We start from the raw sequence: 22,963 nt of genomic DNA on the forward strand, positions 1-22,963 counted from the left end.
CTCTTCGTCCCCTTGCGGTTGCGCGACGGACCGCTCCATGGGACGGAAAGGCGCGTTCCGTTCCAGGTCCGTGCCCCCCGGGCCGGCCCGGCGGCACCCGGTACACCGGTCCGTCCACCCGAACAGGCCAGCGGTGAGTAACAACACAGCCACACCTGTCCGATGAGATTTCGGTCCGCCGATGGGACAAGATCCGTCACGGACGACAAGCCCCCGCCACCGCGGCGGGGCGATCCGGGCGGACGCCGAGTCCTGCCGCCGCCCGGATGACCGGTCGACAGAAGTGGATCGGCAGGAGTGGAGGACCCGAGCACGACGGGTCGCCGGTACGGTCGCGCCACGGCCGGGCCGAGCAGCCCTTGGGGTGAAGCCGCACTCGTGCGGCCGGGCAACTTCGCCAGCCCGAATCCGACAGGTCATCCTTCACAGGCGGCTGACGAAGGGTTGCGCATGTCTGCGCTCAATCGTGTCCCGTCGCTCATGGCCCGTGCCGGTACGGCCTCGGCCCTGACCATCGCCGCCGTCGGCGGCTCCGTCGTGGTACCCGGCGCCGCCTCCGAGGCCGCCGCGGCGCCCCACGCCGCCAAGGCGGTGCAGATCGCCGCCTCCAAGAAGGGCTCCCCCTACCAGTGGGGCGCCACGGGTCCCGGCAGGTTCGACTGCTCCGGGCTGACGCTGTACTCCTTCAACAAGGCCGGCAAGAAGCTGCCGCGTACCGCCGCCCAGCAGTACAACAAGACCCGGCACATCTCCTCCGGCAGCCGCAAGGCCGGTGACCTGGTCTTCTTCCACTCGGGACGGAGCGTCTACCACGTCGGCATCTACGCCGGAGGAGGCAAGATCTGGCACGCCCCGAAGACCGGGGACGTGGTGCGCCTCCAGAAGATCTGGACCAAGAGCGTCTGGTACGGCCGGGTCAAGTGATCCGGCACGCGGTGGTGGCGGTCCCCTGACCCGCCGTCACCACCGCGGCACCGCCTCGGCGGCGGCCCGCGCGGGAGCGCGAGCGCGCCGCCGCCGGGGTGGCGCACCACGCGTACGGTCCGCAGCGCGGGGGCTCGACGGCCGGCGCGTACGCCCAGCCCCGCGGCTGCCCGCGCCTACGCCCCTCAGCCCCGCGGCTCGGCGGCCCGCGCAGCCTCCCGGCCGGCGCCCTGTCCTACGGGCGTGGCGTCCGCGGCGGTCTCCACCGGGCCCAGCGGGGCCGTCCAGGGCAGTTCTACGAGGACGGTCTTGCCGCCCTCGCGCGCGGGCCGGACCCTGAACCGGCCGCCGTACTCCGCCGTGAGCGAGCGGATGATCACCAGGCCCCGGCCGTTGTCCTGCTGGACGGCGGCCGGCAGCCGTTTGGGCAGCCGCGGGTGGCTGTCGGTGACACCGACCCGCAGCCACCCCTCCTGGTCGAGCCCGAGGTCCACCGTGAAGGTCGGCGACTGCCCGAACGTGTGCTGGACCGCGTTGGTCGCCAGCTCGGAGACGACGAGCCGGACCGTGTCGGCCAGCTCCGCCTCCGCCGGCAGGCCCCACTCGGCGAGCGTCCCCATCACATAGGTGCGCGCGGCGGCCACCGAGGCGGCATCGCTCGGCAGAGTGACGGATGCTTCCAGATGGTCTGCCATGGCGACGCCGTCCTTTTCCCACGGGACCGCGGTCCGACACGGAGCGGACGGTTGGAGTACGGTCCCGGACTGGTGCTTCGCCGCCAGAGTGCCATCAACGCACCGGCCAAGGGCACCGATCCACCAAGTTATGCATATATCTGTCGCTCGAAGCGGTGAACTCTGCGACGGCAGAGCGTATTTGGGCGGCCCCTGAGAAGTAAGGGAGTGGCCCATGCAGCACGGCCCCGTGGTGCGACGCCGTAAACTGGGTGCGGAACTGCGTGCCCTGCGTACATCGGCGGGGATCACCAGCGGTGAGGCGGCCGGCCTGGTGGGCTGGCACCAGTCGAAGGTCAGCCGCATCGAGACCGGGACGAGCGGGGCCAAGCCCGCCGACGTCCGGTTGCTGCTGGACGCGTACGGCGTGGACGACCCGCGGCTGCGGGAGCTGCTGGCCACGCTGGCCGGCTCCGAGGACCCCGGGGGCCGGCACCACTGGTGGCACGCCTACCGCGGCGTGCTGCCGCCGGCCTACCGGGACTTCATCAGCCTGGAGTCCCAGGCCAGCGCGATGCGCACCCTGGAGACCACGGTCGTACCGGGACTGCTGCAGACGCCGGAGTACGCCCGCGCCGTGACGCGCGCGGCGGTGGACGGGGAGCCGGAGGACCGGCTCGACACGCTGGTGGAGGTGCGCCTCACCCGGCAGGACGTACTGCGGTCGGAGCCGCCGCTCGTCCTGAACGCGGTCCTGGACGAGGCGGTGCTACGCCGGGAGGTGGGCGGTCCGGGCGTGATGACCCGCCAGTTGTCGAGGCTCGTGGAGGCGGCGCGTCTGCCGCACGTCAGGCTCCAGGTGCTCCCGTTTTCCGCCGGGGCGCACATCGGTGTCACCGGCCCTTTCGTCATCTTTTCATTTTCGGGCACATCCGATCTCGACGTGGTCGTTCTTGACCACTTGACGAGTAGCGTCTATCTGGACCGGAAAGAAGACTTAGAGGCGTACTCAGGGGCTTTCGACGCCCTGGTCACCCATGCCCTTTCGCCCGAGGACTCGTTGGACTACATCGCCGCGACAGCGGCATGCGCGTAAGGAGGCACCATGTCCGCACTTCCTCGGTACACCCCCACCAGCACCGCGAGTACGGAGTGCACCGCACTGCACGACGTGTCGTGGCTGCGCAGCAGTTACAGCACCGGCGCGAACAACTGCGTGGAGACGGCCCGGCCGTCGACCGGCCCGTGGGCCGGACGGCTCGCCGTGCGCGACTCCAAGGCCCCGGCCGGACCCGCCCTGCTCTTCTCCCCCGAGAGCTGGACGTCGTTCACCGCCGGCGCCGCCCGCACCCTGCCGGGGGCCGGTGCCTAGGCACCCCGCCGGGCGAGGCACGGCCCCGCGCGCCGACTCATGGCCGCGTTTCGCCGATCACCCGCACCGCACGCTCGATCTGCTCCCCGGAGAGATCCGCACGGGCGGTCAGCCTGAGCCGTGAGACCCCGTCGGGCACGGAAGGAGGGCGGAAGCACCCCACGGCCAGGCCCGCCGCACGGCACTCCGCCGCCCACCGCACCGCCCGCTCCGGGGAGGGCGCGCGCACGGAGACGACCGCCGCGTCCGGACGCACCGCTTCCAGACCCGCGGCCGTGAGACCGGCGTGCAGGGCGCCCGCGACGGCGCGTACCCGTGCCGCGCGCTCCGGTTCGCCCCGCAGCAACCGCAGCGCCGCGAACGCCGCCCCCACCGAAGCCGGGGCCAGACCGGTGTCGAAGATGAACGTCCGCGCCGTGTCGACCAGATGGTCGACGACCCGGGCCGGGCCGAGCACCGCGCCGCCCTGGCTGCCGAGCGACTTGGAGAGCGTCAGCGTCGCCACCACGTCCCCGGCCCCCGCGAGCCCCGCCGCGTGCGGGGCGCCCCGGCCGCCCTCGCCGAGGACACCGAAGCCGTGGGCGTCGTCGACGATCAGCCCGGCGCCGTACTCCCGGCACACCGCGGCGAGCGCGGCCAGCGGGGCGGCGTCCCCGTCGACCGAGAAGACCGTGTCCGAGACCGCGACGGCCGGCCCCTCGTGGCTCCGCAGCGCCTTGCCGACCGCCTCCGGGTCGGCGTGGGCGACGACCTGGGTCGTGCCGCGGGCCAGCCGGCAGCCGTCGATCAGCGAGGCGTGGTTGCCCGCGTCGGAGACGATCAGGGAGCCGTGCGGGGCCAGCGCGGTGACCGCGGCGAGGTTGGCCGCGTACCCGGAGGAGAAGACGAGCGCCGCCTCGAACCCGCAGAACGCGGCGAGTTCGCGTTCGAGTTCGGTGTGCAGCTCGGTGGTGCCGGTGACCAGCCGGGAGCCGGTGGCGCCGCCGCCCCACACCCGCGCGGCGCGCGCCGCGCCCTCCACCACCTCGGGGTGGTGCGACAGACCGAGGTAGTCGTTGCCCGCCAGGTCCAGCAGGGGGGAACCGGGCGCGCGGGGCCGCAGCGTGCGCACCAGTCCGGCCCGGTGCCGCGCCCGGCGCCGCTCGTCGATCCAGCCGAACGCCATGGGTGGTCCTCCGGGCTCGCGTCACCGCGCTCAGCAGGCGGTTTTTGTAGGCAGTGAACAGAGACTAGCGGTCCGGACAGGGGTACGAGGTGTGGCGATACCCACAGGGTGATCGGTCAGGGTTGTGTGAAGTCTCCTTGGCCCGGGGCCGCCCCGTACGACAGGATCGGCTCTCATGGACCTGCTGAACACGCTGGTGGACAAGGGAATTCGGCGCGAGACGCCGACCCGCGAGGAAGCGCTGGCCGTCCTCGCCACGTCCGACGACGATCTGCTCCACGTGGTGGCCGCGGCCGGCGAGGTGCGCCGCCACTGGTTCGGCCGCCGGGTGAAACTCAACTACCTCGTCAACCTCAAGTCGGGCCTGTGCCCCGAGGACTGCTCGTACTGCTCGCAGCGGCTCGGTTCCGAGGCCGGCATCCTCAAGTACACCTGGCTCAAGCCCGGCCAGGCGGCCGAGGCGGCCACCACGGGCGTCTCCGGCGGCGCCAAGCGGGTGTGCCTGGTGGCCAGCGGGCGCGGTCCGACCGACCGGGACGTGGACCGGGTCTCCGAGACGATCAGGGCCATCAAGGACCACCACGAGGACGTGGAGGTGTGCGCCTGCCTCGGGCTGCTCTCCGACGGACAGGCCGAGCGGCTGCGGGAGGCCGGCGCCGACGCCTACAACCACAACCTCAACACCTCCGAGGCGACCTACGCGGGCATCACCACCACGCACACCTACGCCGACCGGGTGGACACGGTGCGCAGGGCGCACGCGGCGGGGCTCTCCGCCTGCTCCGGGCTGATCGCGGGCATGGGCGAGAGCGACGAGGACCTCGTCGACGTGGTCTTCTCGCTGCGCGAGCTGGACCCGGACTCGGTGCCGGTCAACTTCCTCATCCCGTTCGAGGGCACGCCGCTCGCCAAGGAGTGGAACCTCACCCCGCAGCGGTGCCTGCGCATCCTGGCGATGACCCGGTTCGTCTGCCCCGACGTCGAGGTGCGCATCGCGGGCGGGCGCGAGGTGCATCTGCGCAGCCTCCAGCCGCTCGCCCTGCACCTGGCCAACTCCCTCTTCCTCGGCGACTACCTGACCAGTGAGGGGCAGGCCGGCAAGGCCGACCTGGAGATGATCGCGGACGCCGGTTTCGAGGTGGAGGGCGCCGGCGAGACGACGCTGCCCGCCCACCGCACGGGCGGCTGCGGCTCTTCCGCCGGGGCGGACTCGGGGTGCGGTTCCGGTGCGGCGGGGGCCGGGTCCGGCTCCGGGGCGGGCTGCGGACCCTGCGGTTCCGGTCCGGCGGAGGCGGAGTCCCCTCCCGCCGAGGCCGCGCCCGGTCCCGCGCGGGCGGCGGGTGAGGCCCGTACGGACTTGGTCGCCGTGCGCCGCCGGGGCGCCGGAACGGACCTCGCGCCCAATGCCTGACCTCACCGTCGCCGAGCTGCTCGACCTCGACCGGCGGCACGTCTGGCACCCGTACGGCCCCATGCCCGGCCGGCAGGACCCGCTCGTCGTGGAGTCGGCGAGCGGGGTGCGGCTGCGGCCCGCCGACGGTTCCCCGGAACTCGTCGACGCGATGGCGTCCTGGTGGTCGGCGATCCACGGCTACAACCACCCGGTGCTCAACGAGGCCGCGCGCGAGCAGTTGGAGCGGATGAGCCACGTGATGTTCGGCGGGCTCACCCACGAACCCGCCGTACGGCTGGCGAAGCTCCTGGTCGACGTGGCGCCCGAGGGGCTGGAGCACGTCTTCCTCGCCGACTCCGGGTCGGTCTCCGTCGAGGTCGCCGTCAAGATGTGCCTCCAGTACTGGCGTTCGCTGGGCCGGCCGGCCAAGCGCCGGCTGCTGACCTGGCGCGGCGGCTACCACGGCGACACGTGGCACCCCATGTCGGTGTGCGACCCCGAGGGAGGCATGCACGAACTGTGGGGCGGCGTGCTGCCCCGCCAGGTGTTCGCCGACGCCCCGCCCGAGGAGTACGAGGAGGCGTACGCGGAGCACCTGCGGTCGGCGATCGAGCGGCACGCCGACGAGCTGGCCGCGGTGATCGTCGAGCCGGTGGTGCAGGGCGCGGGCGGGATGCGGTTCCACTCCCCCGCGTACCTGCGGGTGCTGCGCGAGACGTGCGACGCGCACGGCGTGCTGCTGGTGTTCGACGAGATCGCCACCGGCTTCGGGCGCACCGGCGCCCTGTTCGCGGCCGGGCACGCGCGGGTGACGCCGGATGTGATGTGCGTCGGCAAGGCGCTGACCGGCGGCTACCTCACCATGGCGGCGACGCTGTGCACCGCCGGGGTGGCCGCGGGCATCGCGCGGGGCGAGGTGCCGGTGCTGGCCCACGGGCCGACGTTCATGGGCAACCCGCTGGCGGCGGCCGTCGCCTGCGCCTCGGTCGAACTGCTGCTGGCCCAGGACTGGCGGGCCGAGGTCGAGCGCATCGAGGCGGGGCTGCGCGAGGGGCTGGCCCCCGCGGCGGAACTGCCGGGCGTGCGCGACGTCCGGGTGCTCGGCGCGATCGGCGTCGTCCAGCTCGACCACGAGGTGGACCTGCGGGCGGCCACCGCGGCGGCGGTGCGCGAGGGAGTGTGGCTGCGGCCGTTCCGCGACCTGGTGTACACGATGCCGCCGTACGTCACCGGCGACGAGGACGTGGCGCGGATCGCGCGGGCGGTCCGCGCGGCGGCACGGGAGGGCTGAGATGGCGTTCCTGGTGGTGACGGGCACGGGCACGGAGGTCGGCAAGACGGTCGTCACGGCCGCGCTGGCCGCGGCGGCACTGGCGGCGGGCCGGTCGGTGGCCGTGCTGAAGGCGGCGCAGACCGGCGTGGGCCCCGGCGAGGCCGGGGACGCCCGGGAGGCGGCGCGGCTGGCGGGGCCGGTGACGGCGGCCGAGGTCGCCCGGTATCCGGAACCGCTGGCCCCGGGTACGGCCGCGCGGCGGGCGGGCCGGGCGCCGGTACGGCCGCGCGACGTGGCCGAGGCCGCGGCCAAGCTGGCCACCGAGCACGATCTGGTGCTGGTGGAGGGGGCGGGCGGGCTGCTCGTCCGGTTCGACGCGCAGGGCGGGACCCTGGCGGACGCCGCCGCGCTGCTCCGGGCGCCCGTCCTGGTGGTGGTGGCGGCCGGGCTCGGCACGCTGAACAGCACGGAGCTGACGGCGCGTGAACTCGGCCGCCGGGGGCTGGAGCAGGCCGGGCTGGTGATCGGGAGCTGGCCCGCCGGCCCGGACCTCGCCGCGCGCTGCAACCTCACCGACCTGCCCGAGGTCGCCGGAGCCCCGCTCCTCGGGGCGCTCCCCGAGGGCGCGGGTGCCCAGGCACCGGTCGCGTTCCGCTCGGCGGCCCCGGGGTGGCTGGCGCCCCGCCTCCACGGCATGTGGGACGCGGGGGTGTTCCGGGAGCGGGAGGGGCGCTGACCGGCCGAGGGGGCGCTTCGGTGGGTGGAGGGCGCGTTGTGTGCGCCCTCCACCCCCTTCCAGGGGGCGTGCGGGCCCCCTCGCCGGGGGACACTCCGGAGGAAGGGCCCGGTTCGGGAGGGAGTGCCGATGGCGTGGCGTACCGGACGGTCCCGCGCGCCGGGGGACGCCGTCCACCACCCCGTGTTCGCCCGCCGCTACGCGCGGGTGAGCGTGCGGGCCGAGACGCGGTGGGGTCTGGGCCGGGTGCGGGAGCGGATGCTCGCCGGGCTGTCGGGGCGGGTGATCGAGATCGGCGCGGGCAACGGCCTGAACTTCGCGCACTACCCCCGCACCGTCTCGGAGGTCGTCGCCATCGAGCCCGAACGCCTCCTGCGGCGGCTGGCCGTCGGGGCCGCCCTGCGCGCCGGGGTGCCGGTCGACGTGGTGCCGGGCGCGGCGGAGGCGCTGCCGGTGAAGAGCGAGGCGTTCGACGCCGTGGTGGTGTCGCTGGTGCTGTGCAGCGTCCGTGACGTGGAGCGGGCGCTCGCGGAGGTGCGGCGGGTGCTGCGGCCCGGTGGCGAGGTGCGGTTCTTCGAGCACGGCCGGGGCGGCGGCCCCGCGATGCGGCTCACCCAGCGCGCCCTGGACCTGACCCTGTGGCCCGTGCTGGCCGGTGGCTGCCACCTCGCCCGCGATCCGGTCGCCGCTGCGGGCGGCCGGGTTCACGCTGGGCCCCTACCGGCGGATGCTCGTCCCGGAGCGGGGGCCGGTGCTGCCCACCTCGCACTGCGTGCTGGGCACCGCCTGGCGGGCGGCGGACCGGGCGTAGCGGTGTCGGGCGGGCCTCGCCGGCGGGTGCGCGAGGCCCGGCGTCCACATGCCGGAAATTCGCCGGTGCCCGGCGCCGCCCGTGGTGGGATCACCGCATGAGCGAACTGCGGATACGGGCCGCCGGGCCCGAGGACCTGGACACCGTGCTGGCCTTCTGGAAGACGGCCGCCGAGGGGACGAGCATCAGCGACGACCGCGAGGGCGTGGAACGGCTGGTCGCCCGCGACCCGGAGGCGCTGCTGCTGGCCGAGCGCGGCGGCGAGCTGGTGGGCACGGTGATCGCCGGCTTCGACGGCTGGCGCTGCCACCTCTACCGGCTGGCGGTGCACCCGGACCACCGGCGGCGCGGCATCGCCTCGGCCCTGCTCACCGCCGCCGAGGAACGTTTCGTACGGCTCGGCGGGCGGCGCGCGGACGCGATGGTGCTGCGGCACAACGAGTCGGCGCAGCACGCGTGGCGGGCCACCGGGTACGCGCCGGAAGAGCAGTGGCGCCGCTGGGTGAAGCCGCTCACCGGCTGAGGGGCCGGGCGCGGGGCGGCTCCGGGGCGTGACGCCGCGCGAACCTCCGCGTCCTGGCCGATCATGGGACGGAGGTGACCGATGACCGAAGTGCTCCTGTTGCTGGTGGCGATCCTGCTCTCGCTGGCCTGTGGTGCCTTCGTGGCCGCGGAGTTCTCGCTGACCACGGTCGGGCGCGGGGAGCTGGAGCGGGCCGCCGAGCGCGGTGAGCGGGGCGCGGCCGGTGCCCTGAAGGCGGTACGGCACCTGACGTTCCAGTTGTCCGGGGCGCAGCTCGGCATCACGGTCACCAACCTGGTCGTCGGCATGCTCGCCGAGCCCTCGGTCGCCGCCCTGCTCCGGGGCCCGCTGACGGCACTGGGCGCGACCGGCTCGACGGCGACCTCGCTGGCGCTGGTGCTGGGCACGGCGCTGTCGACGGTCTTCCTGATGATCGTCGGCGAGCTGGTGCCGAAGAACTGGGCGATCTCCTCGCCGCTGGCCATGGCGAAACGTGTGGGGCCTGGGCAGCGCTTCTTCAGCGCCGCGTTCCGGCCGTTCATCACCCACCTGAACAACACGGCCAACCGTGTGGTGCGCCGGCTCGGCGTGGAGCCCGCCGAGGAACTGGCCTCGGCGCGGGGGCCGAAGGAGCTGGCGGCCCTCGCCCGGCACTCCGCCAGGGAGGGCGCGCTGGAGCCGGACACGGCCGAGCTGTTCGTCCGGACCCTGAACCTGGCCGATCTGACGGCGGAGAACGTGATGACCCCGCGCGTCCAGGTGGTGGCCCTGGAGGAGGGGGCGACCTGCGAGGACGTGGCGGACGCGACGCGGGCCACGGGGCTGTCCCGGTTCCCCGTCTACCGGGGCGGCCTGGACATGGTGGTGGGCACCGCGCACGTCAAGGACGTCCTGGCGGTGCCCGCCGAGCGCCGGCCCCGGGTGCCGGTCGCCGAGCTGATGCGCGAACCGCTCCTCGTGCCGGGGACGCTGACCGTGGACCGGCTCCTGGAACGGCTCTCCGGGCGGCGGACGATGGCCGTCGTGGTCGACGAGTACGGCGGCACGGCGGGCGTGGCGACCCTGGAGGACATCGTCGAGGAGGTCGTCGGCGAGGTCCGCGACGAGCACGATCCGCACGAGACGCCCGAGCTGGACCCGGCCGGCACCGACGAGCAGGGCCGCGCCCTGTACTGGGCCGACGGCGCGGCACGGGTGGACCGGCTCGCGCGCCTCGGGCTGCGGGTGCCGGACGGCCCGTACGAGACGGTCGCCGGGCTGGTCGCGGCGGTGCTCGGGCGCATCCCGGAGGTCGGGGACAGCCTGGAGGTCGCCGGGTGGCGGCTGGACGTCGTGGACGCTCCGGGGCACCGGGCGGCCCGGGTGCTGCTGCACGCCCCGGCGGTGACCGAGGGGGACGGCGACGGGGAGGGGAGCGGACGATGATCGCCGTACAACTGCTGGTCGGCCTGTTGACGCTGGTCGTCAACGGCTTCTTCGTGGGCGCCGAGTTCGCGCTGATCTCCGTACGCCGCAGCCAGGTGGAGCCGTACGCCGAGGAGGGCGACCGGCGTGCGCGGAGCGTGCTGTGGGGGCTGGAGCACGTGTCGGCGCTGCTGGCGGCGGCCCAGCTCGGGATCACGCTGTGCACGCTGGTCCTCGGCATCGTGGCCGAGCCGGCCATCGCGCACCTGCTGGAGCCGGTGTTCCACGCGATGGGCGTGGCTTCCGGCGCCGGGCACGCGGTCTCCTTCGTCATCGCGCTGGCCCTGGCGACGTATCTGCACATGCTGCTCGGCGAGATGGTGCCGAAGAACATCGCGCTGGCCGAGCCGGTGCGCAGCGCCCTGCTGCTCGGTCCGCCGCTGGTGGCGCTCTCCCGGGCGCTGCGCCCGGTGATCTTCACGGTGAACGCCTTCGCCAACGCCCTGCTGAAGCTGTTGCGGGTGGAGACGAGGAACGAGGTGGCGGCGACCTTCACCGACACGGAGCTGGCCGAGATCGTCAAGGACGCCGGCGAGGCGGGGCTGATCGACGACCGCGCGCGGGAACGGCTGCACGACGCCCTGGAGCTGGGGCGGCGACCGGTGCGGGACGTGGTGCTGCCGCTCGAACAGGTGGTCCACGCGCGCGTGGGGATCACGCCGGAGGGGCTGGAGCGGCTGTCGGCCGAGTCGGGGTTCTCCCGTTTCCCCGTGGTGGACGAGGGACGGCGGATCGTGGGGTACCTGCACGTCAAGGACGCGCTGGACGCCTCGCCGCGTGATGTGCCGTTCCCGCTGCGGGAGATGCGGCCGATCGCGCGGGTCCGGGAGAGCACGCCGCTGGACGACGTCCTGACGGCGATGCGGCGCAGCCGGACCCATCTGGCGGCGGTCCTGGGCTCGGACGGGCGGCTGGCGGGGCTGGTGACGATGCAGGACGTGCTGCGGGAGCTGTTCGGGCAGGGGGTCTGAGGGTCGGGCGGGTCGTCGCCGCGGGCGGTCGCGGGGGCTCCGGCGGGGACTCCCGTGGGCACTCCCGTGGGCCTTCCCGGCGGGTGCTCCGGCAGGCGCTCTCGTGGCGTTCCCGGCGGGTGCTCCCGGCGGGCGCTCCCACGGGCGTGCCCGGCAGGCGCTCCGGCGGGTGCTCCGGCGGGTGTTGCCGGGGCCGGGACGGGGTGACCGACCGGCGGGTATGGAGCCGCGTTACCATCAGTGGCGCCATGCAGACGAACCCCACCCACAGCAGCCTCGTCGCCGTCGGCGACTCCTTCACGGAGGGCATGTCCGACCTCCTGCCCGACGGTTCCTACCGCGGCTGGGCGGACCTCCTCGCGGCGCGGATGGCCGCCCGCGCCCCCGGATTCCGGTACGCCAACCTCGCCGTGCGCGGGAAGCTCATCGGCCAGATCGTCGACGAACAGGTGGACGTCGCCGCGGCCATGGGCGCCGACGTGATCACCCTGGTCGGCGGCCTCAACGACACCCTGCGCCCCCAGTGCGACATGGGCCTGGTGCGCGCCCGGCTGACCGAGGCGGTCGAGCGGCTGGCGCCGAGCTGCCGGCAACTGGTGCTGATGCGCAGCCCCGGCCGCCAGGGGCCCGTACTGGACAGGTTCCGGCCGCGCATGGAGGCGCTGTTCGCCTGCGTCGACGACCTGGCCGCCCGGCACGGCGCCGTCGTCGTCGACCTGTACGGGGCGCCCGCGCTCTCCGACCCCCGGCTGTGGGACGTGGACCGGCTGCACCTGACCGCCGACGGGCACCGGCGGGTCGCGGAGGCCGTGTGGCAGGGGCTCGGCTACACGCCCGAGGACCCCGGGTGGCAGACGCCGCCCCCGGCGACCCCGCCCCCGGGCTGGGTGGCGCGGCGGGTCACCGACGTCCGGTTCGCCCGGCAGCACCTGCTGCCCTGGATCGGCCGCCGGCTGACCGGCCGCTCCTCCGGCGACGGACTGCCGCCCAAGCGCCCGGAACTCCTCCCGTACGAGGACCCGGCCTGACCCCCGCCCGGCCGCGGCCCGCCTTGGAGCTTCCCACGAACGGGCCCGCGACGCCGGCCTGCACGAATCGCCAGTAGACTCCGTACACGTGACTCCTGCGCCCGCCAAGCCCCGCATCCCGAACGTCCTCGCCGGACGCTACGCCTCCGCCGAGCTCGCCACGCTCTGGTCGCCCGAGCAGAAGGTGAAGCTGGAGCGGCAGCTCTGGCTCGCCGTGCTGCGGGCCCAGAAGGATCTTGGCATCGACGTGCCCGACGCCGCGCTCGCCGACTACGAACGCGTCCTCGACCAGGTCGACCTCGCCTCGATCGCCGACCGGGAGCGGATCACCCGGCACGATGTGAAGGCCCGTATCGAGGAGTTCAACGACCTCGCCGGGCACGAGCACGTGCACAAGGGCATGACCTCCCGCGACCTCACCGAGAACGTCGAGCAGCTCCAGATCCGGCTCTCGCTGGAGCTGGTCCGCGACCGCACGGTGGCCGTGCTGGCCCGGCTGGGGAAGCTCGCCGGGGAGTACGGCGAGCTGGTCATGGCCGGCCGCTCGCACAACGTGGCCGCGCAGGCCACGACGCTCGGCAAGCGCTTCGCCACCGCCGCCGACGAGCTGCTGGTCGCCTACGGCCGGGTGGAGGAGCTGCTCGGCCGCTACCCGCTGCGCGGCATCAAGGGCCCGGTCGGCACCGCCCAGGACATGCTGGACCTGCTCGGCGGCGACGCGGGCAAGCTGGCGGAGCTGGAGCAGCGGATCGCCGGCCACCTCGGCTTCTCCCGTGCCTTCACCTCCGTCGGCCAGGTCTACCCGCGCTCGCTGGACTACGAGGTCGTCACCGCGCTGGTGCAGCTCGCGGCGGCGCCGTCCTCGCTGGCGAAGACGATCCGGCTGATGGCCGGGCACGAGCTGGTCACGGAGGGTTTCAAGCCGGGCCAGGTCGGTTCCTCGGCGATGCCGCACAAGATGAACACCCGCTCCTGCGAGCGCGTCAACGGGCTGATGGTGATCCTGCGCGGCTACGCGTCGATGACCGGCGAGCTGGCGGGCGACCAGTGGAACGAGGGCGACGTGTCGTGCTCGGTGGTGCGCCGGGTCGCGCTGCCGGACGCGTTCTTCGCCCTGGACGGGCTGCTGGAGACCTTCCTGACCGTCCTCGACGAGTTCGGTGCCTTCCCCGCCGTCGTCGCCCGGGAGCTGGACCGCTACCTGCCGTTCCTCGCCACCACCAAGGTACTGATGGGCGCGGTGCGCGCGGGCGTCGGCCGCGAGGTCGCCCACGAGGCGATCAAGGAGAACGCGGTGGCCTCCGCGCTCGCCATGCGGGAGCGGGGCGCCGAGCGCAACGAACTCCTCGACAAGCTCGCCGCCGACGAGCGCATCCCGCTCGACCGGGCCGGGCTCGACGCGCTCATGGCCGACAAGCTCTCCTTCACCGGCGCGGCGTCCGACCAGGTGGCCGCCGTCGTCGCCCGGGTCGAGGAGATCGTCAAGCAGCGTCCGGAGGCCGCGGGGTACACGCCCGGCGCCATCCTCTGACGCCTGCTCCCCCGCCGGACCGGTCGTCGGCCGCCGCCCCCGCTCGGGCCCCGCGTGGCGCGAGCGGAGGGCGGTCGCCTCGTCTCCGGCCTGGCCCGGGGGCGCGGGAACCGTCGTCCGCACAGGTCCCGAGCGGAGTGCCTGCCGCCCGGCCCCGGGCGTCCTGGGAGAGGGCGCCGACGCGGGCCTCCCGCCTCGGCCGGTCCACGCCCCCTTCAGGGCGGCGCGGTCGGGGTGGCGAGGACCAGGAGCCGGATCTCGTCGCTGTCGTCCCGGTCGGCGACGGCCAGCGCGACCCAGCGCCCGGTGTCCCCCGCCTCCCAGAGGTAGGCCACCCGGGCGCGGTGGGCGAGGCCGGCCCACGGCTCGGGTATCTCCTCCTCCGCCGTGCGCAGCAGGACGGTGTCCAGGTTCCACAAGTCCGAGGGGCCCCAGCGGGCGGCAAGTCGTTCGTGGAGGGCGTCCCGGTACGCCGTGTACTGCTCCAGCGTCACCGACCGCCCCTCCCGGCCCCCGCCGCGCACTCCGTGCGTGCTCTCCAGGACGGCGACAGGGTGCCCGGAGTCCGGCGAGCTGCCGTGCTCCGCCGGTAAGGGCCGGAAGCACAGCTCGTCGATGGCGGCGAGATGCCGCGCGATGTCCATGCCGTCCAGTAAACCGGCCGCCACTGACAATTGGCGTCGCGTCAGCGCCTGCGCCGGCCCGCGCGGGGACGGGAGGGCGCCCCATATGGGCACGCTTCAGGCCACGTTGGAGAGCCCGCCGTCCCGGGAACGTGATCGTCCCGTACCGGCCCGGTCCCGGAGGAGCGGCGGGACCGGGGAGCGGACCGCGGCTCGCCGGGGTGCCGCCGGACGAGTACGATCCGGCCAACATGCGCACCAACTGGGAGGACGGACAGTGGGCGGGCTGACCGGTGGGGACCCCTCGCTGCTGCGGAGGATCAACTCCGCGGTGGTGCTGCACGCGCTGCGTGCCACGGACTGCGCGACGCTCACCGAGATCACCCGGGTGACGGGCCTGTCCCGGCCCACCGTCGAGGGCGTGGTCGAAGGGCTCATCGCGGCCGGCCTCGTCGTCGAGAAGGCGGCCGACGAGGGCGCGGCCCGTCGGCAGGGACGCCCGGCGCGCAGGTTCCGGTTCCGGGCCGAGGCGGGGCACCTGCTGGGCCTGGAGATCGGGCCGCACCGGGTCGCCGCGCTCCTGTCCGGCCTCGACGGACGGGTGATCGGCGCCCAGGCCAAGGACGTCGACGAGACCGCCTCCGCCGACGAGCGGCTGGAGCGGCTGCGCGCCGCCGTCGCCGAGCTGCTGCGCCGGGCCGGTGTGGCACGCGGTTCGCTGCGTGCCGTGGGGGCCGCGACGCCCGGCATCGTCGAGGCGGACGGCACGGTGCGGCTGAGCACCGCCCTGCCCGAGTGGACGGGGCTGCGGCTGGGCGAACGGCTGGGACGTTCCTTCAAGTGCCCGGTGCTGGTGGAGAACGACGCCAACGCGGCGGCGGTCGCCGAGCACTGGAAGGGATCGGCGACCGACTGCGACGACATGGTGTTCGTGCTGGCGGGGCTCAGTCCCGGGGCCGGCGCGCTGATCGGCGGCCGGCTGCACCGGGGGTTCGGCGGGGCGGCCGGCGAGATCGGCGCGCTGCACCTGCTGGGCCGGGACGTGACGCCGGAGACGCTGCTGTCCACGACCGACCAGCCGCTGGACCCGCTGGACGAGCAGGCCGTGGCGGTGGTGTTCAAGCAGGCCAGGGAGGGCGACCTGCGGGCCCGTGCCGCCGTCGACCGCTTCATCCAGCGGCTGGTGCACGACGTGGCGGCGCTGGTGCTGGCCCTCGATCCGGAACTGGTCGTCGTCGGCGGCTGGGCGGCCGGGCTGGACGGCGTGCTGGAGCCGCTGCGCCGGGAGCTGGCCCGCTACTGCCTGCGTCCGCCGAAGGTGACCCTCTCGCTGCTCGGCGAGGCCGCGGTGGCCACCGGCGCGCTGCGGCTGGCCCTCGACCACGTGGAGGGGCAGTTGTTCGCGGTGGAGGGCGTCACGGCACGCCGCTGACCCGCCGCCGCCCGGGGCACCGAGCAGGTGCCCCGGGTCAGGACGCCTGCGGGTGGGCCTGGTGGTGGATCTCCACGCCGCCGAGGTCGCCGAAGGTCAGCCGGCAGGTGTCCGCGCGGTAGGTGGCGACGGAGAGGGCGGTGGTCCTGCCGTCGGCGCGGTACCGGGTGGTGACCACGAGGACGGGGGCTCCGGGGAGGCGGTCCAGCGCCTTGGCGTGCTCGGCGCGGGCCGACCCCAGCTCCACGTCGCTCTCCTGCCGCTCCAGCTCCAGGCGCTGGAGCTCGCGCAGCACGGCACGCGCGCGGGCGGGGCCGGACGGGGCGTCGACGTCGGAGAGGCCGGGCACCGAGGACGGCAGGATGTAGAGCTGCTCGGCGGCGACCGGCTGGCCGTCGGTCACCCGGGACCGGCGGACCGTGTACACGGCGTCGCCGGGGTGGACGCCGAGGGCGCCGGCCACGCTCGCGGGCGGGGTCTCCAGCACGCAGTCGGCCGGGTCCCAGGCGTCGTCGGGCGTCCCGGGCCAGGTGTGCCGGCTGGTGCCGACGGCGACGCCCATCCTGGGCGGGGCGACGGTGGTGCCCACCCCGCGCCGCCGCTGGAGCCGCCCTTCCAGTTCGAGCTGCTCCAGGGCCTGGCGGAGCGTGGCGCGGGCGACGCCGAAACGCGCGGCGAGGTCCCGCTCGTTGGGCAGGATCTCGCCCACCGTGAACTCCGAGTCCAGCGCTTCGGTCAGCACCGTCCTGAGGTGCCAGTACTTAGGTTCCGGCAGCGAGTCGACCTGCGTGGTCCCCACCCTGTCCTCCGCAATCGCCGTGGTCCGGCTGGTTTTTGGCGCCCTTGTTTATTAAAGGTTGTTTCAGTTCTCTGTGACGATAAGACGGCCCACACCCTTGGTCAAGACCAATCCTCGATCCCGTGCGGGCCGGGTACGCGCGCGGCTGCACAGTGTTCACACGGTGTTCGTACGCCCCTCGCGCGCCCGCGCGCGGGCACCCCTGGCCGCCGCCGTACGGGGCGAGGGGCGGCGGGGGCGGCACGATCAGCCGACGGGCAGGGAGCGGAGCTTGTCCGGGTTGCGGATGATGTACACGGCCTGGACGCGCCCGTCCGCCACGTCCAGTTGGACAACGCTGTCAGGCTGCCCGCCGGACAGCACCAGCACGGCCGGGCCACCGTTGATCTCCAGGTGGCGGAGGGTGTCCCAGGTGCCCCGGGCCGTCACGCCGATCAGGAACCGGCCCACCTTGTCGGCGCTCTCCAGCGCGCGTACCGGCGCCTTCCTCTTGCCGCCGCTGTCGCCCACCAGGCGCGCGTCCGGCGCGAGCAGCGCCATCAGGGCGTCGAGGTCGCCGCCGCCCGCCGCGACGAGGAACCGCTCGGTGAGGTCGCGGCGCTGCTCGGGGTCGACGTCGTAGCGGGGCCGGCGCTCGTCCACGTGCCGGCGGGCCCGCCCGGCGAGCTGGCGCACCGCGGCCTCGGTCCGCTCCAGCATCGCGGCGATCTCGGCGTACGGGTAGCCGAACGCCTCCCTGAGCACGAACACCGCCCGCTCCAGCGGTGACAGCGACTCCAGGACGACGAGGACGGCGAGGGAGACCGAGTCGGCGAGCACGGCGCGCTCGGCCGCGTCCGGCTCGGTGGCCGCCAGGTCGGTGACGTACGGCTCGGGCAGCCAGGGGCCGACGTAGGTCTCGGCGCGGGCCTTGACCTGGCGCAGCCGGTCGATGGCGAGGCGGGTGGTGACGCGCACCAGGTAGGCGCGCGGTTCGCGGACGTCGCCGCGGTCGGCTCCGGACCAGCGCAGCCAGGCGTCCTGGACCACGTCCTCCGCGTCGGCCAGACGGCCCAGCATGCGGTAGGCGACACCCAGCAGGACGGGGCGGTGCTCTTCGAAGACGTCGGTCACGGTGTCGGTGGTCACGCTCCCATCCCACCGGAATCGCCCCCACCGTGTCCAGGAGGAACCACCGTTGCCCCAGGGCCCGTTCGAGCCAGTCCGGAAAGGACGCCGCCCGGGGCTGCCCGCCGGTATCCCTTGCCGACGAGGCGGTCGGCGTGTCGCGGCCCCACATGGCGGGCAACTCGCCGAGCGGCCTCCTCGCCCTGGAGCTGGACTGCGCCGGGCTCGCGCGATCGGTGACGGCGCTGCCCCGGCCGGTTTCCGGTCGCCCGCCGAGCGGCGCTACGCCTTCGGCGTCCTGCGAGGGATGCGGTACACCGTCCGGCCGGCTCCGGCGTGATTCCGGCCCCTCCCTCCTGCCAGGCCGGGAGGCTTCGCCATGAACCGCATGGTCCTCCGGCCGATGCCGGGACGGCGAGGCGCCGCGTTTCACCTGGCCGGAAGTCACTGATTGATCTCGCATCAGATGTGATCTCCGTTACCTTCGGAGGAATGGAACGGAGGACCGTGATGACTCGGGGCTGGGAAGCCGATCCCTCTTCGCCACTGGTGCGCCGCCTGGGCAAATCACCCGCCGAACTCGGGACCACAGGCGGTGAGCAGGGATGCCCGGATATCTGGGAACTGGAGAACGGTGACATCGCCGTCGTGGGCCGTGACCTCACCTGTGCCTACCTGACCCGCCTTCCACCGGGACTCGCCGTCGCCCCGGACGAGCGGATCGTCGTCATCCCCCGCAGGACAGCGGCGGCAGCGAAGGCGGACCTCCCTGATGCGTAGCCCACAGACCCGCGGCCCTGGTCTGCGTCTCGGGCTGGACGACTACATGGAGGACTTCGACCGCTATTTCTGGCGTTCCGGCCCCGAGGGGTTCTGGAAGCTCGAACGGCAGCAAAGCTTCCAGGAGCCCGGGGTGCAGAGCTGGGAAGCGTTCCGCCGTGGGCACTGGGACGAGTCCCTGGCGCTGATCGAGGGACAGCGAAGTCATTACGAGGAGTACTTCCGGCGAATCACCGCAAGCGGCTTCGCCCTCCACCGCGTCCGCTGCGTGGAGGAGCCCATCTCCCCGTACCTCCAGTGGGAACTCCACCTGCTGCGCCTCAAGGCCCAGTACGGGGAGGACACGAGAGTCCTCACCGGGGAAGGAATCCGGCGATACGAAGCGCGGCACCCGCTTTCGGAGATCGTCGTCCTCGGTTCCCGGGTGATGTACGAGGTGCTCTACGACGACGAAGGGGTGCTCGCCGGCGGCATCCGCTTCGACGATCCACATGCCGTCTCCGAGTGCCGACAGACGATCCAGGAGATGCATCGGTCCGGTGAGCCGTTGGATGACTTCTTCGGCAGTCACGTCGCCCAGTTGCCTCCGCCGGACCTGACCAGGGAGCAGGTCTGAGGTGTCGTCCCCGGCGTTCGCCGAAGTGTCCGGGGGAGGGCATGAGAGTTTCAGCCGACTGGCAATCGCCGTGTAAAGGCAGCATATGCGCATCATCCTGATTTCATTCTCTGCACAAGGGTTCGCTCTCCTGCGTGGCGTCTGTGAGCAGGCCGGGCATCTGCCCGTCGCCTGTCTGCACGCGCGGTCACTGCGGCCGGGCGGGCCAACGCGCGGCGGCGCAGGTGACGTTGTGGGCGAGATCGTCGATGCGCTGCCGGACGGCATGGACCTGCTGATCCCGGGCCGGAAGAACATGTTGCCGCACATCATCGCGGGGTACCGGGCCGATCTCATCGTCTGTTACGGCTTCCCCTGGAAGCTGCCGCCGGCGGCCCTTCGGTCGACGAACCTGGGCGCGATCAACGTACACACGTCCACGCTGCCGAAATACCGAGGCCCGATTCCGGTCAATTGGGCGATCCGGAACGGCGACAAGGAAATCGGTGTGAGCATCCACTGGATGGAGAGCGAATTCGACTCCGGCGGGATTCTGGCTCAGGAGACCGGGATCGCGTTGAGCGACGATGTCGTTCCCCGGTTGTTATGGGAAGAGGTCGACCGGTACATCGAGCGGCTTCTGCCTCTGGCGCTCTCGCGGGCCGAAGCCGGTTCCCCCGGTACACCGCAGGAGGAGGGGGCCGCCACGTACGCGGGATGGATGGAACCCGAGTTCTCGCGGATCGACTGGAGCGACACCAGAGAAGAGATCCACAACCAGGTGCGCGCGATCCGGTTCGGCAGTTCGGGAAGATCCGGCCCGGTTGCCATGGTGACCGACCGCCGACTGCGGGTCCTGCGCACGTCGTTGCAGCCGGCGGACGGAATCGAAGTGATGTGCGGCGACGGGCCCGTGTGGATCACGGAGTCCGCGTCGGTGCCGGACTCCGCGTCCTGAAACGGACGCCGAACCGCCGCGTGTCAGAGCCGGCCGGGTGACGTCTCCCCTGCCAGGGAACGCCGGTATCGCACGAGCTTGTCCCGGATCACCACCGTCCACGGGTGCTCCGGGCCCAGTACCCGCTCGCGCCATTCCCTGACCGCCTCCGCCTGTTCGACTGCTCCCCGGTACTCGCCGACCGCGTGCAGGACGCTGCTGAGCAGACTTCGCGCTGCCAGCGTGATCGGGTAGTCCGCTCCGAAGCGGTGTTCGTGCGCCGCCAGCGCACGGCGGGCCAACGGCAGCGCTTCGGAGTACTGTCCCGTGTTGAACAACGCTCCCGCGCAGTTGAGTTCGGCTGACAACGTGATCGGGTGGTCGGCCCCCAGCTCACGGTGACAGTCGGTGAGCAGGGCAGGTCCTGCCGTGGCCTCGCGGTCCAGTTCCGGTCCGGGAGGCAGTTCGAGCAGACACGCCCTCGCCTCCAGGGTCAGCGGGTGCCACGGGCCCAGTAGCGCGGCTCGTCCCTCCGCCGCCCGGTGCATCAACAGCACCGCTTCCGCCGGCCGGTCGAGCCAGGTCAGCGGGCGGGACAGGTGAAGGCAGGTGGTCAGGGTGTCCGGCGCCTCGGGACCGCAGACCCGTTCGAGGTCGTCGAGCAGCTCACGGTGGAAACCCGCGGCCTTCTCCAGATGTCCCAGACGATCGGTCGCCTTCCCGATCCGCTGCCGCAGGCGCAGTACCAGGACGTGATCGTCGCCCAGTCGCCGTCGCGCGAGATCCGTCGCTTGTTCGGCCGTGGCCAGGGCAGAGGCGTAGTCGCCGGAACGATGCTGGGCCGTCACCAGAAGCAGGGCGCAGGTGGCCACGGACTCGGCGGTGTCGACCGTGATCTCGGGCCAGGTGACCACCCGGCGAAGCAGCGCCAGGACGTGCGGGGCGAGGACGGCGAGCCGGCTGTCCCGCAAGCCGCGTTCCGGAGAGGCGGGCAGGGAGCGCAGCAGAAGTCCGGCCGCCGCGGTTGCGAGTCGGTCACGTTCGTCGGCCGGGGTGACGCGCGCGACGCTGTCAAGCAGCACCCCGTGCGTGCGCAGGCAGCGGACATCGCCGGGAACGAGTTCGGCGAGCGAGTGGTTGATCAGTCCCCGAAGCGCCAGTTCCATCCGGTCGGCGGGCAGGGGCAGGTCGAGCCGGGCGTCCGCGAGCAGCGACAGGGGCAGCGGATCCCCCGACCAGCAGGCCAGCAGGCGGAGCAGGGTGACGGCCTCGGGCAGATTCTGTCCGACCAGGGAGTTCAGCGAGAGCTGCCACGTTCCGCTGACCAGATGACGTGAGTCGTCGCCGGTGTCGGTGGCGCCCTGGTCGATGAGTTCGATGGGGTCCGGGCGCTCCTGCAGACGGCGCCCGTACTCCTCCATCGTCCAGGGGTTGATCACCTGGTGGGCCAGGAACCCGCCGGCCAGGGTCAGGGCGAGCGGCAGGCGGCCGAGGCGGTCGGCAATGGCGGCCGCGTCCTCGGCGGACCCCGTTCCGGGGGCCAGATCGGACAGGACCTGGGCCGCATCCTCACGCGGCAGGACCCCTACGTACAGCAGCTCGGCCGCGGGCCACCAGTGGCCGGCTGCCTGCCGTGTGGTCACGAGGACGGTTCCGCGCGGGCTGGTGCGCAGCCATCCGCCGTCCCGCAGCACCGCCGGATCGTCGGCGTTGTCCAGGACCAGCAGCCATGGCAGGTCGGACCGGTCGAGACAGTCCCAGACCAAGTCTGCGGCCGCACGCAGACCGTTGCGCGCGGCCATCAGTTCACCGTCCCTGGCGCCGCGGTCGGCGGCCACCGCGAGCATCCCGGCCCGCAGGGACGCCTGGTCAGAGGCGTTGACCCACAACCCCAGACGGCCGCTTTCCCGGGTGGCGTGTTCGAAGAGTGCGCACGCCACGGCCGTCTTGCCGCATCCTCCCAGGCCGTGCAGGACGAACACGGTGTTTCCGGCGTCCCCGGTGACCGCCTCCTTGAGGCGTCCGACGAGTTCGCTCCGATCCCGGAGAATCGCCGGTGCCCGGCCGACGGGCGGACGCCGTACCGAGTCCGGGCCACTCCAGGCGGCGGCGTGATGGTGGTGCTCGACGATGTGCTGATCACCGGAAGCCTGGTAGACGCGCCCCTGGTCCGTGGCCCGGCCGTCGTTGCGGCCGGTCACCGCTGGTCGACGTTCAGGTCGCGGCCGGCCTGGTAGACGCGTGAGCTGCCGGAGGCGGTCGCACGTCGGGTGACGGTCACGGTGGTGCGTGTGCCGGAAGCGGGCTCGGTCAACAGGGAGGGTGGTTCCGCCGCCGGCTCGGGGTGGGCGACCAGGAGGGGGCGGATGCCTCCCCGCCGCTCCGCCGCGATCCCGCCCTGAGCCTCTTCGTCACCGTCGGCCGGCGCGTCCGGGAGGTCCCGGCGCGGCGTGTGCGGTCGGGTGGCGACTCGCTGCCGACCGTCCGACCGGACACGTCCCCCCAGCGCGAGCACCCCGTTCCGCACACCGTTCCACCTGTCGGTCGCCGGCAGCGCTGCAAGCGTCGTGCCGGCGGTGCCCGCTAAAAGGGTGATCTCCCCGTCCATCCTTCGCCCTCTCTCGATCCGGCCCTGGGCTACAACTCTAGGGAGCCGACGCGGCGTCAGTACACCTGGCCGCAGGGGCGCGCGGTCGCCGTCGGCCGGGCACTGGGGGCCCGACGTCGAGGCGGCGGGCGCAGTCGCAAGTGGCTGCATCGGAGGCATGGCTGGTGACGACGTCGGCGGGGAGCGGGTGTTGTGAGTCCGGCATGTTCAGGTCACT

General features: G+C 73.4%; 23 protein-coding genes and 2 pseudogenes. 18 read left to right on the forward strand and 7 right to left on the reverse strand.

What is annotated here, in order from left to right:
* Nucleotides 1-450 precede the first annotated feature (450 nt).
* Nucleotides 451-924: a C40 family peptidase gene (locus tag J5Y05_RS29350; RefSeq protein ID WP_210876328.1), complete on the forward strand. Its 474-nt coding sequence runs from the start codon at nt 451-453 to the stop codon at nt 922-924.
* A 185-nt stretch (nt 925-1,109) separates the two neighbouring features.
* On the opposite strand, the gene J5Y05_RS29355 is transcribed toward J5Y05_RS29350, so the two are convergent.
* A complete protein-coding gene (locus J5Y05_RS29355) occupies nt 1,110-1,619 on the reverse strand; it encodes an ATP-binding protein (protein ID WP_210876329.1) in 510 nt (169 codons plus the stop codon).
* 214 nt (nt 1,620-1,833) lie between these two features.
* On the opposite strand from J5Y05_RS29355, the gene J5Y05_RS29360 reads away from it, so the two are divergent.
* Nucleotides 1,834-2,694 carry a helix-turn-helix domain-containing protein gene (locus J5Y05_RS29360; RefSeq protein WP_210876330.1) on the forward strand — a complete coding sequence of 287 codons (861 nt, stop codon included), beginning with the start codon at nt 1,834-1,836 and terminating at the stop codon, nt 2,692-2,694.
* 9 nt (nt 2,695-2,703) lie between these two features.
* Nucleotides 2,704-2,970, forward strand: a complete 267-nt coding sequence (locus tag J5Y05_RS29365; RefSeq protein WP_210876331.1) for a DUF397 domain-containing protein — start codon at nt 2,704-2,706, stop codon at nt 2,968-2,970.
* 37 nt (nt 2,971-3,007) lie between these two features.
* Here the strand turns inward: J5Y05_RS29365 and J5Y05_RS29370 are convergent, their stop codons facing one another.
* Nucleotides 3,008-4,135, reverse strand: a complete 1,128-nt coding sequence (locus J5Y05_RS29370) for an 8-amino-7-oxononanoate synthase (protein WP_210876332.1) — start codon at nt 4,133-4,135, stop codon at nt 3,008-3,010.
* Nucleotides 4,136-4,310: 175 nt separating this feature from the next.
* Between J5Y05_RS29370 and bioB the strand changes: the two genes are divergently transcribed.
* The 9 genes and pseudogenes from bioB to purB all read left to right on the forward strand — a co-directional run bounded on the left by bioB (nt 4,311) and on the right by purB (nt 13,865).
* Nucleotides 4,311-5,546, forward strand: coding sequence for a biotin synthase BioB (gene bioB, locus J5Y05_RS29375; protein WP_210876333.1), 1,236 nt, complete (start codon nt 4,311-4,313; stop codon nt 5,544-5,546).
* Nucleotides 5,539-6,819, forward strand: a complete 1,281-nt coding sequence (locus J5Y05_RS29380; protein ID WP_210876334.1) for an adenosylmethionine--8-amino-7-oxononanoate transaminase — start codon at nt 5,539-5,541, stop codon at nt 6,817-6,819. The genes bioB and J5Y05_RS29380 overlap by 8 nt, the downstream gene beginning before the upstream one ends.
* Before the next feature lies 1 nt (nt 6,820).
* Nucleotides 6,821-7,537: a dethiobiotin synthase gene (gene bioD, locus J5Y05_RS29385; RefSeq protein ID WP_210876335.1), complete on the forward strand. Its 717-nt coding sequence runs from the start codon at nt 6,821-6,823 to the stop codon at nt 7,535-7,537.
* Between the two features lie 129 nt (nt 7,538-7,666).
* Nucleotides 7,667-8,348 (forward strand): annotated as a pseudogene (locus J5Y05_RS29390) (class I SAM-dependent methyltransferase).
* Nucleotides 8,349-8,445: 97 nt separating this feature from the next.
* Entirely contained in the window at nt 8,446-8,871 is a 426-nt protein-coding gene (locus tag J5Y05_RS29395; RefSeq protein WP_210876336.1) for a GNAT family N-acetyltransferase, read from the forward strand.
* A gap of 81 nt (nt 8,872-8,952) precedes the next feature.
* Nucleotides 8,953-10,296, forward strand: a complete 1,344-nt coding sequence (locus J5Y05_RS29400; protein WP_210876337.1) for a hemolysin family protein — start codon at nt 8,953-8,955, stop codon at nt 10,294-10,296.
* A complete protein-coding gene (locus tag J5Y05_RS29405) occupies nt 10,293-11,306 on the forward strand; it encodes a hemolysin family protein (RefSeq protein ID WP_210876338.1) in 1,014 nt (337 codons plus the stop codon). Before J5Y05_RS29400 ends, J5Y05_RS29405 begins: the two co-directional genes overlap by 4 nt.
* 248 nt (nt 11,307-11,554) lie before the next feature.
* Entirely contained in the window at nt 11,555-12,334 is a 780-nt protein-coding gene (locus J5Y05_RS29410) for an SGNH/GDSL hydrolase family protein (RefSeq protein ID WP_210876339.1), read from the forward strand.
* Nucleotides 12,335-12,422: 88 nt separating this feature from the next.
* Entirely contained in the window at nt 12,423-13,865 is a 1,443-nt protein-coding gene (purB, locus tag J5Y05_RS29415) for an adenylosuccinate lyase (protein WP_210876340.1), read from the forward strand.
* A 215-nt stretch (nt 13,866-14,080) separates the two neighbouring features.
* On the opposite strand, the gene J5Y05_RS29420 is transcribed toward purB, so the two are convergent.
* The gene (locus J5Y05_RS29420; RefSeq protein ID WP_210876341.1) at nt 14,081-14,509 is read right to left on the reverse strand and encodes a hypothetical protein; all 429 of its coding nucleotides are present in this window, start codon (nt 14,507-14,509) and stop codon (nt 14,081-14,083) included.
* Between the two features lie 131 nt (nt 14,510-14,640).
* Between J5Y05_RS29420 and J5Y05_RS29425 the strand changes: the two genes are divergently transcribed.
* Together J5Y05_RS29425 and J5Y05_RS29430 are read left to right on the forward strand one after the other, a co-directional pair.
* On the forward strand, nt 14,641-14,778 hold the full coding sequence (locus J5Y05_RS29425) for a hypothetical protein (RefSeq protein WP_210876342.1): 138 nt from the start codon (nt 14,641-14,643) through the stop codon (nt 14,776-14,778).
* Complete coding sequence (locus J5Y05_RS29430) at nt 14,766-15,920, forward strand: ROK family transcriptional regulator (protein WP_210876343.1); 1,155 nt, start codon at nt 14,766-14,768, stop codon at nt 15,918-15,920. Before J5Y05_RS29425 ends, J5Y05_RS29430 begins: the two co-directional genes overlap by 13 nt.
* A 37-nt stretch (nt 15,921-15,957) precedes the next feature.
* On the opposite strand, the gene J5Y05_RS29435 is transcribed toward J5Y05_RS29430, so the two are convergent.
* Both J5Y05_RS29435 and J5Y05_RS29440 read right to left on the reverse strand, forming a co-directional pair.
* Nucleotides 15,958-16,719 (reverse strand): GntR family transcriptional regulator, encoded by a 762-nt coding sequence (locus J5Y05_RS29435; RefSeq protein WP_210876344.1) that lies wholly within the window; start codon nt 16,717-16,719, stop codon nt 15,958-15,960.
* A gap of 246 nt (nt 16,720-16,965) precedes the next feature.
* Complete coding sequence (locus J5Y05_RS29440; protein ID WP_210876345.1) at nt 16,966-17,847, reverse strand: RNA polymerase sigma-70 factor; 882 nt, start codon at nt 17,845-17,847, stop codon at nt 16,966-16,968.
* Nucleotides 17,848-17,969: 122 nt separating this feature from the next.
* On the opposite strand from J5Y05_RS29440, the pseudogene J5Y05_RS32060 reads away from it, so the two are divergent.
* The 4 genes and pseudogenes from J5Y05_RS32060 to J5Y05_RS29455 all read left to right on the forward strand — a co-directional run.
* Nucleotides 17,970-18,160 (forward strand): annotated as a pseudogene (locus J5Y05_RS32060) (alpha/beta fold hydrolase); the annotation flags it as partial.
* A gap of 176 nt (nt 18,161-18,336) precedes the next feature.
* Nucleotides 18,337-18,606: a hypothetical protein gene (locus tag J5Y05_RS29445; RefSeq protein ID WP_210876441.1), complete on the forward strand. Its 270-nt coding sequence runs from the start codon at nt 18,337-18,339 to the stop codon at nt 18,604-18,606.
* Nucleotides 18,599-19,222, forward strand: coding sequence for a DUF6879 family protein (locus tag J5Y05_RS29450; RefSeq protein ID WP_210876346.1), 624 nt, complete (start codon nt 18,599-18,601; stop codon nt 19,220-19,222). Before J5Y05_RS29445 ends, J5Y05_RS29450 begins: the two co-directional genes overlap by 8 nt.
* 85 nt (nt 19,223-19,307) lie before the next feature.
* Nucleotides 19,308-20,159, forward strand: coding sequence for a methionyl-tRNA formyltransferase (locus J5Y05_RS29455; RefSeq protein ID WP_210876347.1), 852 nt, complete (start codon nt 19,308-19,310; stop codon nt 20,157-20,159).
* A 23-nt stretch (nt 20,160-20,182) separates the two neighbouring features.
* Here the strand turns inward: J5Y05_RS29455 and J5Y05_RS29460 are convergent, their stop codons facing one another.
* Nucleotides 20,183-22,339, reverse strand: coding sequence for a tetratricopeptide repeat protein (locus J5Y05_RS29460; RefSeq protein ID WP_210876348.1), 2,157 nt, complete (start codon nt 22,337-22,339; stop codon nt 20,183-20,185).
* Nucleotides 22,336-22,746, reverse strand: coding sequence for a hypothetical protein (locus J5Y05_RS29465; RefSeq protein ID WP_210876349.1), 411 nt, complete (start codon nt 22,744-22,746; stop codon nt 22,336-22,338). Before J5Y05_RS29465 ends, J5Y05_RS29460 begins: the two co-directional genes overlap by 4 nt.
* Nucleotides 22,747-22,963 lie beyond the last annotated feature (217 nt).

This window comes from Streptomyces tagetis (genome assembly GCF_018069565.1).
Taxonomy (GTDB): Bacteria; Actinomycetota; Actinomycetes; order Streptomycetales; family Streptomycetaceae; genus Streptomyces; species Streptomyces tagetis.

What these genes read in the sequence shown, in the direction of transcription:
- J5Y05_RS29350 (WP_210876328.1), top strand. Translation starts at nt 451, where the DNA reads ATGTCTGCGCTCAATCGTGTCCCGTCGCTCATGGCCCGTGCCGGTACG.
- J5Y05_RS29355 (WP_210876329.1), bottom strand. Translation starts at nt 1,619, where the DNA reads ATGGCAGACCATCTGGAAGCATCCGTCACTCTGCCGAGCGATGCCGCC.
- J5Y05_RS29360 (WP_210876330.1), top strand. Translation starts at nt 1,834, where the DNA reads ATGCAGCACGGCCCCGTGGTGCGACGCCGTAAACTGGGTGCGGAACTG.
- J5Y05_RS29365 (WP_210876331.1), top strand. Translation starts at nt 2,704, where the DNA reads ATGTCCGCACTTCCTCGGTACACCCCCACCAGCACCGCGAGTACGGAG.
- J5Y05_RS29370 (WP_210876332.1), bottom strand. Translation starts at nt 4,135, where the DNA reads ATGGCGTTCGGCTGGATCGACGAGCGGCGCCGGGCGCGGCACCGGGCC.
- bioB (WP_210876333.1), top strand. Translation starts at nt 4,311, where the DNA reads ATGGACCTGCTGAACACGCTGGTGGACAAGGGAATTCGGCGCGAGACG.
- J5Y05_RS29380 (WP_210876334.1), top strand. Translation starts at nt 5,539, where the DNA reads ATGCCTGACCTCACCGTCGCCGAGCTGCTCGACCTCGACCGGCGGCAC.
- bioD (WP_210876335.1), top strand. Translation starts at nt 6,821, where the DNA reads ATGGCGTTCCTGGTGGTGACGGGCACGGGCACGGAGGTCGGCAAGACG.
- J5Y05_RS29395 (WP_210876336.1), top strand. Translation starts at nt 8,446, where the DNA reads ATGAGCGAACTGCGGATACGGGCCGCCGGGCCCGAGGACCTGGACACC.
- J5Y05_RS29400 (WP_210876337.1), top strand. Translation starts at nt 8,953, where the DNA reads ATGACCGAAGTGCTCCTGTTGCTGGTGGCGATCCTGCTCTCGCTGGCC.
- J5Y05_RS29405 (WP_210876338.1), top strand. Translation starts at nt 10,293, where the DNA reads ATGATCGCCGTACAACTGCTGGTCGGCCTGTTGACGCTGGTCGTCAAC.
- J5Y05_RS29410 (WP_210876339.1), top strand. Translation starts at nt 11,555, where the DNA reads ATGCAGACGAACCCCACCCACAGCAGCCTCGTCGCCGTCGGCGACTCC.
- J5Y05_RS29420 (WP_210876341.1), bottom strand. Translation starts at nt 14,509, where the DNA reads ATGGACATCGCGCGGCATCTCGCCGCCATCGACGAGCTGTGCTTCCGG.
- J5Y05_RS29445 (WP_210876441.1), top strand. Translation starts at nt 18,337, where the DNA reads ATGACTCGGGGCTGGGAAGCCGATCCCTCTTCGCCACTGGTGCGCCGC.
- J5Y05_RS29450 (WP_210876346.1), top strand. Translation starts at nt 18,599, where the DNA reads ATGCGTAGCCCACAGACCCGCGGCCCTGGTCTGCGTCTCGGGCTGGAC.
- J5Y05_RS29455 (WP_210876347.1), top strand. Translation starts at nt 19,308, where the DNA reads ATGCGCATCATCCTGATTTCATTCTCTGCACAAGGGTTCGCTCTCCTG.
- J5Y05_RS29465 (WP_210876349.1), bottom strand. Translation starts at nt 22,746, where the DNA reads ATGGACGGGGAGATCACCCTTTTAGCGGGCACCGCCGGCACGACGCTT.